The 17,652-nt window shown below is 72.2% G+C and carries 13 protein-coding genes; 10 read left to right on the forward strand and 3 right to left on the reverse strand.

The features are described from left to right. Positions 1 to 58 precede the first annotated feature (58 nt). The 5 genes from AB0I22_RS20105 (at position 59) to gatB (ending at position 6,104) form a co-directional block, all read left to right on the forward strand. Complete coding sequence (locus AB0I22_RS20105) at positions 59 to 2,230, forward strand: bifunctional diguanylate cyclase/phosphodiesterase (RefSeq protein ID WP_363132165.1); 2,172 nt, start codon at positions 59 to 61, stop codon at positions 2,228 to 2,230. Positions 2,231 to 2,550: 320 nt separating this feature from the next. After that, on the forward strand, positions 2,551 to 2,847 hold the full coding sequence (gene gatC, locus AB0I22_RS20110; RefSeq protein ID WP_363132166.1) for an Asp-tRNA(Asn)/Glu-tRNA(Gln) amidotransferase subunit GatC: 297 nt from the start codon (positions 2,551 to 2,553) through the stop codon (positions 2,845 to 2,847). Position 2,848: 1 nt separating this feature from the next. Beyond that, entirely contained in the window at positions 2,849 to 4,342 is a 1,494-nt protein-coding gene (gene gatA / locus AB0I22_RS20115) for an Asp-tRNA(Asn)/Glu-tRNA(Gln) amidotransferase subunit GatA (protein WP_363132167.1), read from the forward strand. Beyond that, positions 4,339 to 4,581: a hypothetical protein gene (locus tag AB0I22_RS20120; protein WP_363132168.1), complete on the forward strand. Its 243-nt coding sequence runs from the start codon at positions 4,339 to 4,341 to the stop codon at positions 4,579 to 4,581. Before gatA ends, AB0I22_RS20120 begins: the two co-directional genes overlap by 4 nt. Positions 4,582 to 4,595: 14 nt before the next feature. Next, positions 4,596 to 6,104 carry an Asp-tRNA(Asn)/Glu-tRNA(Gln) amidotransferase subunit GatB gene (gene gatB / locus AB0I22_RS20125; RefSeq protein WP_363132169.1) on the forward strand — a complete coding sequence of 503 codons (1,509 nt, stop codon included), beginning with the start codon at positions 4,596 to 4,598 and terminating at the stop codon, positions 6,102 to 6,104. A gap of 63 nt (positions 6,105 to 6,167) precedes the next feature. Here gatB and AB0I22_RS20130 read toward each other — a convergent pair whose 3' ends face one another. Next, positions 6,168 to 7,403 (reverse strand): alpha/beta hydrolase, encoded by a 1,236-nt coding sequence (locus AB0I22_RS20130; RefSeq protein ID WP_363132170.1) that lies wholly within the window; start codon positions 7,401 to 7,403, stop codon positions 6,168 to 6,170. Between the two features lie 188 nt (positions 7,404 to 7,591). On the opposite strand from AB0I22_RS20130, the gene AB0I22_RS20135 reads away from it, so the two are divergent. Next, positions 7,592 to 8,569 carry an ArsR family transcriptional regulator gene (locus tag AB0I22_RS20135; RefSeq protein ID WP_363132171.1) on the forward strand — a complete coding sequence of 326 codons (978 nt, stop codon included), beginning with the start codon at positions 7,592 to 7,594 and terminating at the stop codon, positions 8,567 to 8,569. Between the two features lie 7 nt (positions 8,570 to 8,576). Here the strand turns inward: AB0I22_RS20135 and AB0I22_RS20140 are convergent, their stop codons facing one another. After that, a complete protein-coding gene (locus tag AB0I22_RS20140; protein WP_363132172.1) occupies positions 8,577 to 10,082 on the reverse strand; it encodes a M81 family metallopeptidase in 1,506 nt (501 codons plus the stop codon). Between the two features lie 99 nt (positions 10,083 to 10,181). Then, positions 10,182 to 11,348 carry an ROK family transcriptional regulator gene (locus AB0I22_RS20145; RefSeq protein ID WP_363132173.1) on the reverse strand — a complete coding sequence of 389 codons (1,167 nt, stop codon included), beginning with the start codon at positions 11,346 to 11,348 and terminating at the stop codon, positions 10,182 to 10,184. 233 nt (positions 11,349 to 11,581) lie between these two features. On the opposite strand from AB0I22_RS20145, the gene AB0I22_RS20150 reads away from it, so the two are divergent. From AB0I22_RS20150 to AB0I22_RS20165, 4 genes are read left to right on the forward strand one after another with little or no spacing between them, the layout of a single operon-like run. After that, a complete protein-coding gene (locus AB0I22_RS20150; RefSeq protein ID WP_363132174.1) occupies positions 11,582 to 13,381 on the forward strand; it encodes a peptide ABC transporter substrate-binding protein in 1,800 nt (599 codons plus the stop codon). Then, positions 13,378 to 14,328 (forward strand): ABC transporter permease, encoded by a 951-nt coding sequence (locus AB0I22_RS20155; protein WP_363132175.1) that lies wholly within the window; start codon positions 13,378 to 13,380, stop codon positions 14,326 to 14,328. Before AB0I22_RS20150 ends, AB0I22_RS20155 begins: the two co-directional genes overlap by 4 nt. Beyond that, the gene (locus AB0I22_RS20160) at positions 14,325 to 15,224 is read left to right on the forward strand and encodes an ABC transporter permease (RefSeq protein ID WP_363132176.1); all 900 of its coding nucleotides are present in this window, start codon (positions 14,325 to 14,327) and stop codon (positions 15,222 to 15,224) included. Before AB0I22_RS20155 ends, AB0I22_RS20160 begins: the two co-directional genes overlap by 4 nt. Before the next feature lie 10 nt (positions 15,225 to 15,234). After that, positions 15,235 to 17,265 (forward strand): ABC transporter ATP-binding protein, encoded by a 2,031-nt coding sequence (locus tag AB0I22_RS20165; protein WP_363132177.1) that lies wholly within the window; start codon positions 15,235 to 15,237, stop codon positions 17,263 to 17,265. The last annotated feature ends 387 nt before the right edge of the window (positions 17,266 to 17,652 follow it).

Below are 17,652 nucleotides of genomic sequence, written 5' to 3' on the forward strand. Positions count from 1 at the left end.
CTACTGTTGAGATGTGCGCCTGCCGTGGCGGGCATCGAAGGCTGTGAGAGGGACGGGCATGAAACCCACCGACAGCGCCGAACCGGCGTCACGGCTGCGCCGGCTGGCCCTGCCGGCGCTGCCGACGTCAGCGGTCGCCCTGGCCGTGATCGCACTCGCCATCGCGGCCTACCGGACACTCGACGCCGGACGGGCGCTCTTCCCCGGCGCCACCGTCGGCTGGGGACTCGCCGCCCTCACCGGCATGATCGTCGGCCACCTGGTCGCGTTAGGCCGCGACCGCTGGTGGGGCGGCACCGGCTCCGGATCCGCCCTCACCCTCGCGGTCCTGCTGCTCTACGGCTGGCTGCCCGCCGTCCTCATCAGCCTCGCCGTGGTCGCGCTGGTCGCCGCCGCCCGCAGACACCGCTGGCGACAGGCGACGCTGCACAGCGCCGTCGACATCCTGGGCATCGGCGCGGCGGCCCTCACACTCGCGGCGTTCTCCACCGTGCCCAGCGTCGAAGCGCCCTGGCGGCCCGACGACTGGACCCTGGCGACCGTCCCGGAGATCGCCCTCGCCGCCTTCGCCTACCTCGCCGTCACCCGCCTCCTGCTCTGGTACTGCATGGCCCCGCGCCGCGCCGGACCGCCCACCGCCGACCGCGCCGCCCTCGTCCGGCAGGTCCTCATCGGCGTCGCACTGCTCGGCCTCGCCCCGCTCATCGCCGTCGTCGCCGTCAGCGAACCGGTCGTGCTCCCGCTCTTCGCCGTCCCCCTCATCGCCCTCGACTCCACCCTGTGGATCGCCCGGGCCCGCGCCGAGGAGCAGCTGCGCGACCCGCTCACCGGGCTCCCCAACCGCCAGCGGCTGCTCCAGCGCACCTGGTCCGCGCTGGACGAGGCCCAGCGCGACGGCACGCGCACCGCCCTCGTCCTCATCGACCTCGACCGCTTCCGCTCCGTCAACGACACCCTCGGCCACCTCGCCGGCGACCGGCTGCTGCTCCAGATCGCCGACCGGCTCCGGCTCGCCCTGCCGCGCGGCGCGGAGGCCGCCCGGCTCGGCGGCGACGAGTTCGCGGTGCTGCTGCCCACCGTCGACTCGCTCACCAGCGCGCAGCGCGTGGCCCGTTCGCTCGTCGCGGGCCTCGGCACACCCCTCGACCTCGACGGGCTCACCCTGGTCCTCGAAGCGAGCGCGGGCGTCGCCGTCTACCCCGACCACGCCCTCGACGCGGAAGGACTGCTCCGCCGCGCCGACGTCGCCATGTACCAGGCCAAGCGGGACCGCAGCGGCGTCGAGGTCTACGAGGCCCGCCGCGACGGCAACACCCCCGACCGGCTCGGCCTGCTGGGCGACCTGCGGCGCGCCCTGGACGCGGGCGACGTCGAACTCCACTACCAGCCCAAGGTCGGGTTCGACGGCCATGTCGCCGGGCTCGAAGCGCTCGTGCGCTGGGTGCACCCCGACCGCGGCCGCGTGCCGCCCGACGAGTTCATCGCCATCGCCGAGTCCTCCGGCCTGATGCCCCGGCTCACCGAGTACGTCCTGGAGACCGCCCTCGGACAGGTCGCCAAGTGGCGGGCCATGGGGCTGGAGGTGCCCGTCGCCGTCAACGTCTCCCCCCGCGACGTCCACTCACCCGGCTTCGCCGGAGCCGTCGCCGCCCGCCTCGCCCGGCACGGGGTGCCGCCGGGGTCGCTGCAACTGGAGATAACCGAACACGTCCTGCTGGAGGACCCGCAGCGGGCCGCCGACACCCTCGAGGGACTCACGGGACACGGCGTGAAGATGTCCCTCGACGACTTCGGCACCGGCTACTCCTCGCTCGTGCACCTGCGCCGGCTGCCGGTGAGCGAGCTGAAGATCGACCGGTCCTTCGTGGCCCGGCTCGTCGTCGACACCGAGGACGCCGAGATCGTCCGCTGCACCCTCGACCTCGCCCACTCCCTCGGCCTCCTGGTGGTCGCCGAGGGCGTCGAGGACGACGAGACCTGGGAGCGGCTGCGCGACCTGGGCTGCGACGCGGTGCAGGGCTGGCTGGTCGCCGCCGCGATGCCGCCCGACGAGACCACGGCCTGGCTGCGGCTGCGCAGCGAGAGCGGCTGGCACCGCGAGAACGAGCCCCCGCTCGCCGCCGCCTCCGCGCCACCGGCCGAGCCCGCGCTGCCCCCGGACCCGGACCCGGCACCGGCCCTGGCCCCGGGCGAGGAGGCGGGAACGGCGTCGCGCCGCCCGATGCTTTAGCGCTGACCCGAGCGGGGGGCGGGGCCGTACGCGGGCGGGGCGCGGCCGGGGACGTACGTGACCGGGCCCGTACCCATGGCGCCCATGACGGGGGCCCGTAGCCGGGGGCGTTCTCGGGGCCGTACTCGACCGGGGCCGTGCCCAGGGCGCGGGCCCGTAGCCGGGGGCCGGGCCCGCGCCCGTATTCGGGCCGGTGAGCGGCCTCCCGCCGCCTCCGCCGACGGCCTCGGACCGGGGTGGGGGAAAGGGTTTCGCGGGCATCGCGTCCGGAGCCATAGGATTGGCCCCGAAACCTACACACCCACCCTGAGGATCGCTGCATGCCTGGCATCACGCGCGAGGAGGTCGCCCACCTCGCCCGGCTGGCGCGTCTGGAGCTCAAGGACGAAGAGCTTGAGCACTTCGCCGGACAGCTCGACGACATCATCGGCGCGGTCGCCCGCGTCTCCGATGTGGCCGACGAGGACGTACCGCCGACGTCCCACCCGCTGCCGCTGACCAACGTCATGCGACCGGACGAGGTCCGTCCGTCGCTGACCCCGCAGGAGGCGCTCTCCGGCGCCCCGGCCCAGGAGCAGCAGCGTTTCAAGGTGCCGCAGATCCTGGGGGAGGACTGACATGACCGATCTCACCAGGCTCACCGCCGCCGAGACCGCAGAGAAGATCGCCTCGGGCGAGGTGACCGCCGTCGCCGTCACCGAGGCCCACCTGGCCCGCATCGAGGCCGTGGACGAGAAGGTGCACGCCTTCCTGCACGTGGACCGGGACGGCGCGCTCGCGCAGGCCCGCCGCGTGGACGAGAAGCGCGCGAACGGCGAGCGGCTCGGCCCGCTGGCCGGTGTGCCGCTCGCGCTCAAGGACATCTTCACCACCAAGGGGATCCCGACCACCGTCGGCTCGAAGATCCTCGAAGGGTGGATTCCGCCGTACGACGCGACGGTCACCCGGCGCCTCAAGGAAGCCGACATCGTCATCCTCGGCAAGACCAACATGGACGAGTTCGCCATGGGGTCCTCCACCGAGAACAGCGCGTACGGCCCGACCGGCAACCCCTGGGACCTCACCCGCATCCCCGGCGGCTCCGGCGGCGGCTCCTCCGCGGCCATCGCCTCGTACGAGGCCCCGCTCGCCATCGGCACCGACACCGGCGGCTCGATCCGCCAGCCGGCCGCCGTCACCGGCACCGTCGGCGTCAAGCCCACCTACGGCGGCGTCTCCCGCTACGGCATGGTCGCCTTCTCGTCCTCCCTCGACCAGGGCGGGCCCTGCGCCCGTACGGTCCTGGACGCGGCCCTCCTGCACGAGGCCATCGCCGGGCACGACCCGCTCGACTCGACGTCCATCGACGCCCCGGTCCCGTCCGTCGTCGAGGCGGCGCGCAACGGCGACGTGAAGGGCATGCGCGTCGGCGTCGTCAAGGAGTTCGCGGGCGAGGGCTACCAGGCCGGCGTCATGCAGCGGTTCAACGAGTCCGTGGAGCTGCTGCGCGAGCTGGGCGCGGAGGTCGTGGAGATCTCCTGCCCGTCCTTCGACAAGGCCCTGGCCGCGTACTACCTGATCGCGCCGTCCGAGTGCTCCTCCAACCTGGCCCGCTTCGACGCCATGCGCTACGGCCTGCGGGTCGGCGACGACGGCACGCGGTCGGCGGAGGACGTCACCGCGCTGACCCGCGAGGCCGGGTTCGGCGACGAGGTCAAGCGCCGCGTCATCCTCGGCACGTACGCGCTCAGCTCCGGCTACTACGACGCGTACTACGGCTCCGCGCAGAAGGTCCGTACGCTCATCACGCGCGACTTCGAGCGGGCCTTCGAGTCCGTGGACGTGCTGGTATCGCCGACGACGCCGACCACGGCCTTCCCGATCGGGGAGCGGTCGGACGACCCCATGGCGATGTACCTCGCCGACCTGTGCACCATCCCGACCAACATGGCGGGCAACGCGGCCATGTCGCTGCCCTGCGGACTGGCGCCCGAGGACGGGCTGCCCGTCGGACTCCAGATCATCGCCCCCGCCATGGCCGATGACCGGCTCTACCGTGTCGGAGCGGCCGTGGAGGCCGCCTTCGAGGCACGTTGGGGACACCCGCTGCTTGAGGAGGCACCGTCGCTATGAGTGGAAAGCTTGAGAAGGCCAAGGGCTTCAAGAAGTCCAAGCCCGGCACGTACCTGTCCATCGGCACCACGCTCTTCGGCGCGATCAGCGTCGCGAAGCAGGCCAAGAAGGCACGCTTCGAGCAGGACACGCTCCAGCTGATCGACGCGGTCGTCTCGGCCGCCGCCATCGCCACCGGCGTCGCCCTGCTCGTCCGCGAGCTGCGCCGCATGGGCGACGACGACGTCCTGCAGGGCTGAGAGGTTAGTTTTCCGTGACTGTCACCGACCTGGTGTCGTACGACGACGCGCTGGCCGCCTACGACCCCGTGATGGGTCTTGAGGTGCACGTCGAGCTCGGCACCAAGACCAAGATGTTCTGCGGCTGCTCCACCGAGCTGGGGCAGGACGCCAACAGCCAGACCTGCCCGACCTGTCTCGGGCTGCCCGGCGCGCTGCCGGTCGTCAACGAGATCGGCGTCGAGTCCGCCATGAAGATCGGCCTCGCGCTGCACTGCGAGATCGCCGAGTGGTGCCGCTTCGCCCGGAAGAACTACTTCTATCCGGACATGCCGAAGAACTTCCAGACCTCCCAGTACGACGAGCCGATCGCCTTCAACGGCTACCTGGACGTCCAACTGGAGGACGGCGAGGTCTTCCGCGTGCAGATCGAGCGCGCCCACATGGAGGAGGACACCGGCAAGTCCACCCACGTGGGCGGCGCCACCGGCCGCATCCAGGGCGCGTCCCACTCGCTGCTGGACTACAACCGGGCCGGCATCCCGCTCATCGAGATCGTCACCAAGCCGATCGAGGGCGCCGGCGAGCGGGCCCCCGAGGTCGCCAAGGCGTACGTGGCCGAGCTGCGCGAGCTCATCAAGGCGCTCGGCGTCTCCGAGGCGCGCATGGAGCAGGGCCAGATGCGCTGCGACGTGAACCTGTCGCTGCGCCCCAAGGGCGTGGAGAAGTTCGGCACGCGCAGCGAGACGAAGAACGTCAACTCGCTGCGCTCCGTCGAGCGCGCCGCCCGCTTCGAGATCCAGCGGCACGCGGCGGTGCTGTCCTCCGGCGGCACCATCGTGCAGGAGACCCGGCACTTCCACGAGGAGGACGGCTCCACCACCGCCGGCCGCATCAAGGACAACGCCGAGGACTACCGGTACTTCCCGGAGCCCGACCTGGTGCCGGTGGCCCCCGCCCGCGAATGGGTGGAGAAGCTGCGGGCCGCGCTCCCCGAACTGCCGCGCGTGCGCCGCAACCGGCTGCGCGAGGAGTGGGGCGTCTCCGAGCACGACATGCAGTCGATCCTCAACGCGGGCGCGGTCGACCCGATCGTCCAGACGATCGACGCGGGCGCACCGGCCGACCAGGCCCGCAAGTGGTGGATGGGCGAGCTCGCCCGCCGTTCCAACGAGGACGGCGTGGACCTCGCCGCCCTGCCGATCACCCCGGCCCAGGTCGCGCGCGTCTGCGCCCTGGTCGCCGAGGGCTCCCTCAACGACAAGCTGGCCCGCCAGGTCATCGAGGGCGTCCTCGCGGGCGAGGGCACGCCGGACGAGGTCGTCGACAAGCGCGGCCTCGCGGTCGTCTCCGACGAGGGCGCGCTGGGCACGGCCGTGGACGAGGCCATCGCCGGCAACGCCGCCATCGCCGACAAGATCCGCGGCGGCAAGGTCGCCGCCGCGGGCGCCCTCGTCGGCGCGGTCATGAAGGCCACCCGAGGCCAGGCGGACGCCGCCCGCGTCCGCGAGCTGATCCTGGAGCGGCTGGGCGTCGAGGGCTGACGCTGTTTCAGGCATACGGACCGGCCGTCCCTTCCTTTTCGGAAAGGGCGGCCGGTCCGTCTGTCACCGGCCCTGGGGAGGGTCCGTCGGCAGGTGCCGGGCGAAGAACGTACGGAGGTAGCCGCGGACCAGCGGGATCGCGCGTTCCGGGGCGGCTGCGCCGATCAGTTCCGTCCGGGCGGCGGCGGTCATCAGGCCCGCGGTCTGCAACTGCGGGGCGAAGGCGGCGTAGTCGGTGAAGATCCAGTGCGCGGCATCGTCGATGTGGGTGTGGTGGGTGTGGCCGTGGGGGTGGGTGAGCATGGCGGTCCAGGAGCGGGAGAGTTCTGGTCGGTGGGGGAAACCGGATGTGCCCAGCAGGAGCAGGGGGCGGCGCATGCCGTGGCGGGCTGCCGGGAAGAGCGGGCCCGGGTGGCCGGGGGGCTGTGGGGCGTAGTCCAGGTAGCCCTCCAGGTTGACGGCTGCGTCGATGCGGCGGTCCTCGTACGTCGCCTCGGTCACGGCCGTGCCGCCCGCCGAGTGGCCGTAGGCGCCTACCCTCCGCAGGTCCAGCGCCCGGTCCAGATCTTTCGGTATGGGGCGGGCCGTCGGGTCCGGGTTGTCTCCCCTCGTCAGGATTTGCAACTGGTCCAGTACGAAGCCGATGTCCGCCACGCGGGTGTCGATCGCCGTGCGCCACACCTTCGGCTGTTCCCGGGGATCGCCGCGGAACACGGTCGGGCGGACCGTACCGGACCTGCCGCGGCATTCGGTGGGGAAGGACACCACGGCGGCGTCGCCGGGGTGGTCGATGGTCACCACCACATAGCCGTGGCTTGCCAGTTCCTCGGCCACGTTCGTGCCCAGGGTGCGCGGGTCGCCGCCGCCGGGGCTGTAGAGCAGGACCGGGCTCCGTACGGGCCGCGCGGGCGCGTCCGTGTGGGAATGGGTGGTGGTGGCCGCCCAGTTCACCCCGGTCTTCGGGAGTTCGGGGTGCGTCAGGTGGGCGATCTGCGTGAACGCGCTCGCGGCTTCCTCGGTCATCTGGCGCGCGATCGGGGAGCCGTGGACGGTACGGGCCGGGTAGAAGACCGTGACCATCACTTCCCGTACGGGGATCTTGGGGTCCCAGGGGTCGGGCCTGCGCCTGTCGACCAGATAGAGGGTGGTGGCGCCCGTACGGTACGGGCCGGTGGGCGGCGGTAGCCGGAGGGTGACGCCGTTCGCGGGCGGCTGTGCCCGGGCGGTGCCGCCGCCGCTCGCGAGTAGCGCTCCGGCCGTCGCCAGTGCCGCCGATCTCACCGCGGTTCGCCGGTTCATCCCGGGTCGGAAGATTTCCTGTCGCTTCGCCATGGTTCGTCTGCCTTTCCCTGCGTGACGCCGGTCCTTGTGCCGGTCCGCCGACCCCTGTGTGAATGAAGGGGCGTGCGCCGAATACTGGGGGCCGGCAGGGAGTGCGGGCGAAGGTTCAGGGCCTGGCCGAAACCATGGCGGGGCGAGGGGGAGCAGTGCTACGGATTCACTTCACGGTCGCGGACTTCGGCCGCGTCCGGTTCGCGCCCCGGCCGGCCCCGTTGCAGGAGCTGAACGCGGCGCTGTCGATGATGGTCCGCCCGGACGGGCGGCTGCTCTTCGGACACTGGCGGCAGCGGGTGATGCGGTCCCTGCCGGCCGCGGCCGTGCCGTTGCGGGACCTCGTGCCGGGGGCGGCGGCCCCGCGGTTCCTCGATGTGTTCAGCGACACTCTTACCGAGGGGCTGGAGACCGTACGGGCCGCGCGCCCGGCGCTCGTACGCTCCGAGATGGAGCGGGTGTACGCCGGGCATCCGTCCCCGGCGCCGGAGTGGGTCCGGGGTCTGCACCGGGGCGACGACGACTCCTGGCGGCTCCTGCGGCGCGCTCAGCTCTCGGCCTTCGAGGCCGTGCTGCGGCCCGCCTGGGATCTGGTGCGGGACCTGCATCGGGAGGAGTTCGCCCGGTACGCGCTGGCCGTCGCCGAACACGGCGTCGGCGCCGCGCTCACCGCGCTCGTTCCCGGAGCGCGGCTCGGCGACGACGGCGTCTGGGAGTTCGCGGGCCCCTCGGAGCGGGAGGTCCGGCTGGGCGGCCGGGGCGTGGTGCTCGTGCCCACTTTCCACTGGGCGGGCCGTCCGCTCGTCGCCGACCTGCCCGGCCGCCCGCTGTACGTGACCTATCCGGTCGGCGCCGTCCTGCCGCCCGCGCTGACCGGCGCGGACGGCGCGCGCGCCCCCGGCGACGCGCTCGCCGGGGTGCTGGGGCGGACCCGGCTCGACGCGCTGCTCGTGCTCGCCGACGAGCACACCACGACCGGCCTCGCCCGCCGGCTGAACGTCAGCAACGCCACGGCCTCCGCCCACGCCGCGGCGCTGCGCGGCGCGGGCCTGATCACCACGGTCCGCGCCGGGCGCGCGGTCCTGCACCGGCGGACGGCCCTGGGGACGCTGCTGGTACGGGGCCGGGGCTGAGCCGGTCCTACAGCAGGGTGACCGTCAGGTCCGGGTCCTCGAAGCCCTCGTCGTCGAAGGGGTACAGCGGGCGCTCCACGCGGTGGTGGCCCAGCCGCAGGAGGTCCTGGTCGACGCCGCCGGGGGTCAGCGCGAGGAGCCAGTCGGCGGCCATGTCGTACAGCTCCGGCTCCAGGTAGCCGATCTTGACGACCACCAGGTCGTACGTGCGCGGGTCCAGCTCACCGAAGTCGGCGAGGGTGTGGAAGGGCTTCCGGCGCTCGGTGAGCACGGCGGTCACGCCGCCGCAGGTGACGGCGGCGGTCCGGCCGCCCTCGTCGTAGGCCGGGTTGCCGCGCGGGCCGTCCCCGTCGGCCGCGGTCGCGCCTTGGAGGGCGGTGACCGTGCCGGTCAGGGCGTACGGCTCGCACTTGCTGATGTGGCCGCCGACCGACAGGTTCACGGTCGCGCCGACGCCCGCCTCGAAGCAGGCCGCCACCGCCGCCGGGTCCATGATGCCGGGGTGGATCGCGGTGCTGCGGCCGGACGCCAGCTCGTCGTCGGCGAGGAGGCGCTCCAGCATGTGGGGCAGGTCGCCCGCGCCGCCCGCGGTGGGGTTGTCGCCGGAGTCGCTGATCAGGAACGGGCGGGCGTCGGAGGCGACGGCCTGGGCGATGGCGGTGTCCGCGTCGGCGGTCGGGCCGACGAAGACGAACTCGCGGCGCACCCGCCAGTACTCCTCGGCCAGCGAGCGCGCCTGCGCGACGGCCAGTTCGGCGTCGTCGCCGGTGACGACCACGGCCGCCTTGCAGCGCGGCTCGTCCGCCCAGGCGTAGCCCACCCAGATCGCGGCGTCCACGATGCCGTCCATCGCCTCGATGCCGGCCAGCCGCCCGTACAGGGACTTGGCGGGCTCCAGCCGGGTGCTGGTCTTCTCGCCGGGGAGCAGCACGGGGATCTGCACCCACGCGACGCTCGGGCGGCCCTTGCCGGAGGTGAGGCGCTCCACGAGCTTGCGGGCCGCGCGCTCGCGGGTGTCCCAGGCGTCCTCGTGCGGGGCGAGGCGGTGGGCGGTGATGAGGTCGAGCTGGTCGGCGAAGCGGCGGGAGACGTTGCCGTGCAGGTCCATGGCGGCGGAGACCAGCGCGTCGGGGCCGATGGCGGACCGTACGGCGTCGGTGAGGTCGCCCTCGGCGTCCTCCAGACCGACCACGCTCATCGCGCCGTGGATGTCGTAGACGAGGCCGTCGAGGGGGCCCGCCGCCCGGATGCGGTCGGCCAGCTCGACCTTGATCCGGTCGTACGTCTCCCGCTCGACCGCCCCGCCGGGCAGGGACACGGCGTGCACGAGCGGAACCCACTCCACCAGGTCGTCGAGGTCGCTGCCGGGGCCGGTCCACGTGTAGCGGGCGAGCAGGTCCGCGTCGCGGGTGACGCGGAAGTCGTCGTATGTGGAGCGGTGCGGGCAGAAGGTGCTGGACTCGATGGACATGCCGCCGATGGCTATGCGGAGGCGGCCGGTGGGGGTGGTCATGGTTGCTCACTTTCCGTGGGGTGGCGGACCGTCTGATCAGTTCTCAAGCGGGGTTTCCTCGGACGCCGGGCCGGTCGAGGGGGCTCCTCACGCGTCGGCTCACGGCCCCGGCGGGCCCGTCACGCCGGCCGCGCACTCGCGCAGCGCCGCGTGGCCCGCGCCCAGCAGCCCCGCGTCCGGGCCGCAGCTCGCCGCCGCTATCGTCAGCGCGCTCGTGGCCATCGGCAGGCACCGCTCGTACAGGACGCCCCGGACGGCGGCGACCAGCGGCTCGGCCTGGGAGAGGGCGCCGCCGAGGACGACCGCCTCGGGGTTGAAGAAGTTGACGACCACGGAGAGCACGCCGCCTATGTGCCGTCCCGCCTGGCGGACCAGTGTCGTGGCGAGCGGTTCGCCGTCGGCGACCAGGCGCAGTATGTCGGCGGCGCCGTCCGCGTCGATGCCGCCTTCGCGCAGCGCCGCCGAGATGGCCGCGCCGCTGGCGACGGTCTCCAGGCAGCCGATGTTCCCGCAGGAGCAGGGGCGGTCCGCCGCCGCGTCCACCCGGACGTGGCTGATGTCGCCCGCGCTGCCGCCCGCGCCGCGGTAGAGCCGGCCGCCGCTGATGACGCCGGAGCCGATGCCGCGCCCGGCCTTGACGACCACGAGGTGGCGGAGCGCCGGGTGGGCGGCGCGGTGTTCGCCGGCGGCCATGAGGTTGGCGTCGTTGTCGACGAGCACGGGCAGGCCGAGCCGGTCGCGGAGGCGGTCGCCGAGTTCGTACAGGTGCCAGCCGGGCATCCGGGAGGGCGCGATGACCCGGCCGGTGGCGGTGTCGACGGGGCCGGGGAAGCCGATGCCCACGGCCCGGACCGCGCGGCCGGCCGCGCGCTGCTGGTCGGCGAGCTCGCCGAGCCGCGCGGCGAGCAGGTCGAGGGCGGGGCCGGGCCCGGCGGTGAGGTCGAAGCCGTGCTCGGAGGTGTCGAAGACGGCGTCGGTCAGGCCGACCGCGCCGATTCTGGCGTGGTGGCTGCCGAGGTCGGCGGCGAGGGCGACGGCTCCGCTGTCCGGTACGCGCAGCAGCCGGGGGCGGCGCCCGCCGCGCGAGGCGCCCTCGCCGCCCTCGGTCAGCAGCCCCGCGTCGACGAGCTCCTGGACGCGGGCGGAGACGGTGGAGGCGGCGAGCCCCAGCTCCCGTACGAGATCGGCGCGCGAGGTGGCGGCGCCGCTCGCGACGAGGTCGAGGACGTGTGCGGCGGAGCCGGACTGCTCGTCCGCTGCCGTCATGTTGGCGGCCCTTCTGTTGGCGGCTTCTGCTGAGGGTTTCGTTGCGGGTTTCCGTTGCGGGTGTCCGTTACGGGGCTTCGTTACGGGTCTTTGTTCGGTGAACGAAGCAAGTTCGGCCTTTGGTTCGCTGACAGTAGACATCAATCGAAGGCTTGTGCGCTAGACCCTTGACTTCTTTTCGTATTCGTCCGTACTTTGCTCGCAATCTTCGATCGGTTGACTATGGAGGCGGCATGGGGCTGCGCAAGAACCGAATACGCGGGCCCGTCGCCGCTCTTCTCGCGGCGGTGCTGGGCGTGGGGCTGCTCAGCGGCTGCGGCCCGAAGAGCGCCGCCGTCACCGAACTCGGCGCGAGCGGCGGCGTGAAGGTCGAGGGCGGCACGGCCACCATGGCGCTGCCGCCCGCCGCCACCCCCAACTGGATCTTCCCGATCGGCGCGCCCGGCTACCTGGCCACGTACAACAGCTCCATCCAGAACCTGCTGTACCCGCTGCTCTTCAACCCGGAGCAGAAGGGCGACAAGCTGACGATGGACAGCCGGAGCAACCTCGCCGACGGCATGCCGGCCTACAGCGACGGCAACAAGGAAGTGACGGTCAAGGTCAAGCCGGGCTACGACTGGTCCGACGGGAAGCCCGTCACCGCCTCCGACGTCAAGTTCTGGTTCGACCTGATCAAGGCCAACAAGAAGGACTGGGGCGGCTATTCGCCCGGCCTGCTGCCGGACAACGTCAAGAGCTTCGACGTCCTGGACGCGCACACCTTCCGGCTGCGGCTCGACCGCTCGTACAACCCGGACTGGTTCACCAACAACACGCTTCAGTACTTCAAGCCGCTGCCCGAACACGCCTGGAACCCGAAGCATGAGGACCCCAAGAAGGTCTTCGCCCGGCTGACCGCGCACGGCAAGCAGCTCTCCAAGTTCTCCACCGACCCGCTGTGGAAGACCGTCGCCGGTCCCTGGCGGATCGAGAAGTGGACCACCAACGGCGAGGTCGCGCTCGTACCCAACAAGAAGTACAGCGGCCCCGACAAGGCGCACCTGGACCGCGTCGTCTTCAAGCCCTTCACCACCGCCGACTCCGAGTTCAACGTGTTGCGCGCGGGCGGCGTCGACTACGGCTACATCCCGCCGTCGGTGATGGCCCAGTCGAAGAAGTTCAAGGAGATGGGCTACCGCGTCAACCCGTGGGAGGGCTGGGCGATCACCTACATCGTCCTGAACTTCAACAGCCCCACGGCCGGCCCCATGCTGCGCCAGCTCTACATCCGCCAGGCGCTCCAGCACCTCATCGACCAGAAGGAGATCTCCAAGGTCGTCTGGCAGGGCTCCGCGGCCCCCACCCGCGGCCCCGTCCCCGCCAGCCTGCTCCCCAAGGACCCCTACCCGTTCGACCCGGCGGCGGCCGAGAAGCTGCTCACGGACCACGGCTGGGTCAAGCGGGACGGCGACATGCGGTGCGCGAAGCCCGGCGATGGCGACGGCGAGTGCGGCAAGGGGATCAAGAAGGGGCAGCGGCTCAAGCTGGAGCTCCTCTCCCAGTCCGGTTCCACCGAGACCTCCAACACCATGCAGGTGATGAAGTCGGCGATGAGCAAGGTCGGCATCGACTTCGAGATCCGCCAGCAGCCGCTCAACACCGTGCTCGGCACCACCGTCCCCTGCGAGGCGACCGAAACCGCCTGCAAGAGCTGGCAGATGGGGTTCTTCGGCTCCCAGGGCAGCTGGTACTTCCCGCCCGCCCCCAGCGGCGAGACGCTCTTCGCGACCCACGCGCCCTCCAACATGGGCAACTGGACCGACCCGAAGACCGACCAGCTCGTCAAGGCCACCGAGTACTCCGGCGACCCGGCCGCCATGCGCGAGTACGCCCAGTACGTCGCCGACCAAGTGCCCGTCCTGTGGACACCCAACCCCGCTTACCAGGTATCCGTCATCCGCAACGACCTGCGCGGCGTCGACCAGAACCCGACGCTCTCCCTCGCGCCCCAGGACTGGTACTTCGTGAAGAAGGGCGGCGAGGGCAAGTGACCCGCTTCCTCATCAAACGCGTCGGGCAGGCCGTCATCGTCCTGTTCCTCGTCTCCCTCATCGTCTTCGTCCTGCTGCACCTGCTGCCCGGCGGCCCGGCCCGCGCGATCCTCGGACCGCAGGCCACCCCGGACTCCATCGCGCACTTCAACCACCAGCAGGGGTACGACCGTTCGCTGCCCGTCCAGTACGTGCAGTACCTCGGCCGGCTGCTGACCGGCGACCTCGGCGAGTCGTACAAGCTCAACCAGTCCGTCGCCTCGCTGATCGGCGAGCGGCTGCCCAAGACGCTCGTCCTGACCGGCCTCGCCATCGTGCTCGCCGCGATCCTCGCCATCCCGCTCGGCATCATCCAGGCCGTGCGCCGCGGCAAGGCCGCCGACTACGCGCTGACCGGCGCCGCCTTCCTCGCCTACGCCACGCCCGTCTTCTTCCTCGGCCTCGTCCTCATCCTGGTCTTCAGCCAGCAGCTCCAGCTGTTCCCCGCCGAGGCGCCACAGGCCGAGACGATCGGCGGCATCCTCTCCGAACTGCCCGCCCTGGTGCTGCCCGTGGTCACGATGGCGCTCGGCATCATCGCCGCCTTCAGCCGCTATATGCGCTCGGCGGTGCTGGACAACCTCAGCGAGGAATACGTCCGCACCGCGCGCGCCAAGGGGCAGTCCGAGGCCCGCATCATGGCCCGGCACGTGCTGCGCAACGCGCTCATCCCGCTCGCCACCCTCCTCGGCCTCTACCTCCCCACCCTCATCAGCGGCGCCCTCGTCGTCGAGTCGATGTTCAACTACCCGGGGATGGGGCTGCTGTTCTGGAACTCGGCGCAGGGCTCCGACTTCCCCGTACTGCTCGGCGTCACCCTCGTCGTCGGCGTCGCCACCGTCATCGGCTCGCTGATCACCGACATCGCGTACGCCGTCCTCGACCCCCGGATCAGGAGCGTCTCGTGACCGCCGCAGCCGTCGAGGCGACGCAGCCGGAAGCCGCCGTCGCCACCCCCAGCCTCGCCCGCCGCACGCTGACCGTCTTCGCCCGCAACAAGCTCGCGCTGCTCGGCGCGGTGCTGCTCGTCGGCCTGATCGCGTTCTGCTTCCTCGGCCCCCTGATCCACCACACCGACCAGGTGCACACCGACCTGAGCCAGGCCAACCTGGCCCCCGGCAGCCCCGGCCACCTCCTGGGCACCACCGACCTCGGCTACGACATGCTCGGCCGGCTGATGTACGGCGGCCAGACCTCCCTGGAGGTCGGCCTCGCCGCCGGCCTGCTGGCCACCCTCTTCGGCACCGTCTACGGGGCCGTCGCCGGATACTTCGGCGGCTGGGTCGACGCCACGATGATGCGCATCACCGACGCCGCCCTCGCCATCCCCGCGCTCTTCCTGCTCGTCGTCGTCGCCGCGATCATCACCCCCAGCAAGCCGGTGCTCATCCTGATCATCGCCTCGGTGGCCTGGCTCTCCCCGGCCCGCCTCATCCGCGGCGAGGCCCTCGCCCTGCGCAGCCGCGACTACATCCACGCCATGCGGCTGATGGGCGGCGGCGGCAGCCGGGCCGTCTTCAAGCACATCGTCCCGAACGCCATCGGCACGGTCATCGTCAACGCCACCTTCCAGATCGCCGATGCCATCCTCTACGTCGCCTACCTGTCCTTCCTTGGCCTGTCGATCCCGCCGCCCGCCGCCGACTGGGGCTCCATGCTCTCCTCCGGCATCACCTACACGCAGGTCGGCTACTGGTGGCTGATCTTCCCGCCCGGCATCGCGATCGTCCTCGTCGTCGCCGCCTTCAACTTCATCGGCGACGGCCTGCGCGACGCCTTCGACGTGCGGCTCCAGAAGAACTGAGGCAACCACCATGACCGACAAACTCCTCGCCATCGAAGACCTGCACGTCGAGATCGCCTCCCGCGCCCGCACCGTGCACGCCCTCGACGGCGTCAACCTCGACCTCGCGCCGGGCGAGGCCCTCGGCATCGTCGGGGAGTCCGGCTGCGGCAAGACCATGACCGCGCTGTCCGTCCTCGGACTCCTCCCCAACGGCGGGCGCGTCACCGGCGGCCGCATCCTCTTCGACGGCGCCGACCTGGCGACCGCCGCCCAGCCCGTCCTGCGCGACGTGCGCGGCAACACCATCGGCATGGTCTTCCAGGACCCGCTCACCTCCCTCAACCCCACCATGACCATCGGCGCCCAGGTCGCCGAACCCCTCCTGCTGCACACCGGCGCCACCAAGGCCGAGGCGTGGCGGAAGGCCGAGGAGACCCTGCGGCTGGTGGGCATGCCGCAGCCCGGCGAGCGGATGAAGAACTACCCGCACCAGCTCAGCGGCGGCATGCGGCAGCGCGTCGCCATCGCCATGGCCCTGGTCTGCGAACCCAAGCTGCTCATCGCCGACGAGCCGACCACCGCCCTGGACGTCACCACCCAGCACCAGATCCTGGAGCTCATCGACGAACTCCGGGAACGGCTGGGCATGGCGATGATCCTCGTCACGCACGACCTCGGCGTGATCGCCAAGCGGGTCGACAAGGTCGCCGTGATGTACGCGGGCAAGGTCGCCGAACGGGCGGGCGTACGCCCCCTGTTCGCGACGCCCCGGCACCGCTACACCCAGGCCCTGTTCGCCGCCCTGCCCGAACGCGCCGCCGACGAGTCGCAGCCGCTCGCCACCATCCCCGGCCTGCCGCCGTCCCTGGTCGTACGGCCCACCGGATGCCGCTTCGCGCCGCGCTGCGCCTTCGCCACGGACGAGTGCCGGACGGCGGAGCCGGAGCTGACGGAGACCGGTGATGGTGCGGCGGAGCACGCCTTCGCCTGCTTCCACCCCGTCGACCCGGACACCGACCCCGTCGCCGAGGTCGTGCCGCCCGCGCCGGACGCCGCGCCCGTACGCACCGACGAGACGCTCCTCGCGCTGCGCGAGGTCGCCAAGGAGTACCCGCTGAACAGCGGGCCGTTCGCCCGCCGCAAGGGCGCCTCCGCCGTCAGCGCGGTGGCCGGGGTCTCGCTGACCGTCAAACGCGGCGAGACGTTCGGCATCGTCGGCGAGTCCGGCTGCGGCAAGTCCACCCTCGGCCGGATGGTCGTCGGACTGGAGTCGCCGACCGGCGGCGAGATCCGCTTCGAGGGCCAGGACATCACCGCCCTCGGCCGCAAGGAACTGCGCGCGCACCGCAGGGAGGTGCAGCTGATGTTCCAGGACTCGTACGCCTCCATGGACCCGCGCGCCCGCGTCGGCGCCATCCTGCGCGAGCCGCTCGTCATCCAGGGCATCGGCGACCGGGCCGCGCAGGACGCGCGCATCGCCGAACTCCTCGACGAGGTCGGCCTGCCGCGCGGAGCCGTGGACCGCTACCCGCACGAGTTCTCCGGCGGCCAGCGCCAGCGCCTGGGCCTCGCACGGGCGCTGGCCCTCAGCCCCGCCCTCGTCGTCGCCGACGAACCCGTCTCCGCGCTCGACGTCTCCGTACAGGCGCAGATCCTCAACCTGATGCGCGACCTGCAACGGGACAAGGGCCTGACCTACCTGTTCATCTCGCACGACCTCGCCGTGGTGCGCTACCTGGCCGACACGGTCGGGGTGATGTACCTCGGCAAACTCGTGGAGACCGGCCCCGCCGAGGCGGTCTTCGGCTCCCCGCTGCACCCCTATACCCGCGGGCTGCTCGACACGGTCAACGAGCCCGACCCGACGGCCGAGGCCACCGGCTCCCCGCTCGGCGGCGAGACCCCCTCGGCCGCCGCGCCACCGTCCGGCTGCCGCTTCCGCACCCGCTGCCCGATCGCCCAGGACGTCTGCGCGACGACGGAACCGCCGCCCGCGGAGCCGACGGCGGTGGGGCACCGGGTGGCCTGCCACTTCCCGCTGGTGCCGGCGGGGGCGTAGAGAGACGAGGGGCGGCCTGCGGAGGGCCGCCCCTCGGTTGTACGGTCCTGCGGTCGTACGGTCTTGCTCGTGCCTTACGGTCCCGCCTCGTCCGTACGGTCCCGCCGTGGCCGTACGAGCGTCCGCGCGCCGCTGCCCGTACGGCTGGTCCGGCCCGTACGGGCGTTTCGGTTCGCAGGAGTGCGCCCCCGGGGCCGCCCTGCTGCCCGTACGGCTGGGCGCTGCCGCCCGTACAGCCTTACCCGCCGCGTCACGTACCGCTTGGCCCGCATGGCCCGCGCGCAGGTGCGCGCGTCGGCCTGGAGCGCCGAGGTCCACTTCGTAACCGCCGCGTCGGTGCGAAGTCTTCCCCTGTCCACCTCCCGTCGCTACCGTCCCCCCGAGTCT

This window comes from Streptomyces sp. NPDC050610, from assembly GCF_040654875.1.
Taxonomy (GTDB): domain Bacteria; phylum Actinomycetota; class Actinomycetes; order Streptomycetales; family Streptomycetaceae; genus Streptomyces.

Excerpts from the sequence above, each read along its gene's own strand:
- AB0I22_RS20105 (WP_363132165.1), top strand. The coding sequence starts at position 59 with ATGAAACCCACCGACAGCGCCGAACCGGCGTCACGGCTGCGCCGGCTG.
- gatC (WP_363132166.1), top strand. The coding sequence starts at position 2,551 with ATGCCTGGCATCACGCGCGAGGAGGTCGCCCACCTCGCCCGGCTGGCG.
- gatA (WP_363132167.1), top strand. The coding sequence starts at position 2,849 with ATGACCGATCTCACCAGGCTCACCGCCGCCGAGACCGCAGAGAAGATC.
- AB0I22_RS20120 (WP_363132168.1), top strand. The coding sequence starts at position 4,339 with ATGAGTGGAAAGCTTGAGAAGGCCAAGGGCTTCAAGAAGTCCAAGCCC.
- AB0I22_RS20130 (WP_363132170.1), bottom strand. The coding sequence starts at position 7,403 with ATGAACCGGCGAACCGCGGTGAGATCGGCGGCACTGGCGACGGCCGGA.
- AB0I22_RS20140 (WP_363132172.1), bottom strand. The coding sequence starts at position 10,082 with ATGACCACCCCCACCGGCCGCCTCCGCATAGCCATCGGCGGCATGTCC.
- AB0I22_RS20145 (WP_363132173.1), bottom strand. The coding sequence starts at position 11,348 with ATGACGGCAGCGGACGAGCAGTCCGGCTCCGCCGCACACGTCCTCGAC.
- AB0I22_RS20150 (WP_363132174.1), top strand. The coding sequence starts at position 11,582 with ATGGGGCTGCGCAAGAACCGAATACGCGGGCCCGTCGCCGCTCTTCTC.
- AB0I22_RS20165 (WP_363132177.1), top strand. The coding sequence starts at position 15,235 with ATGACCGACAAACTCCTCGCCATCGAAGACCTGCACGTCGAGATCGCC.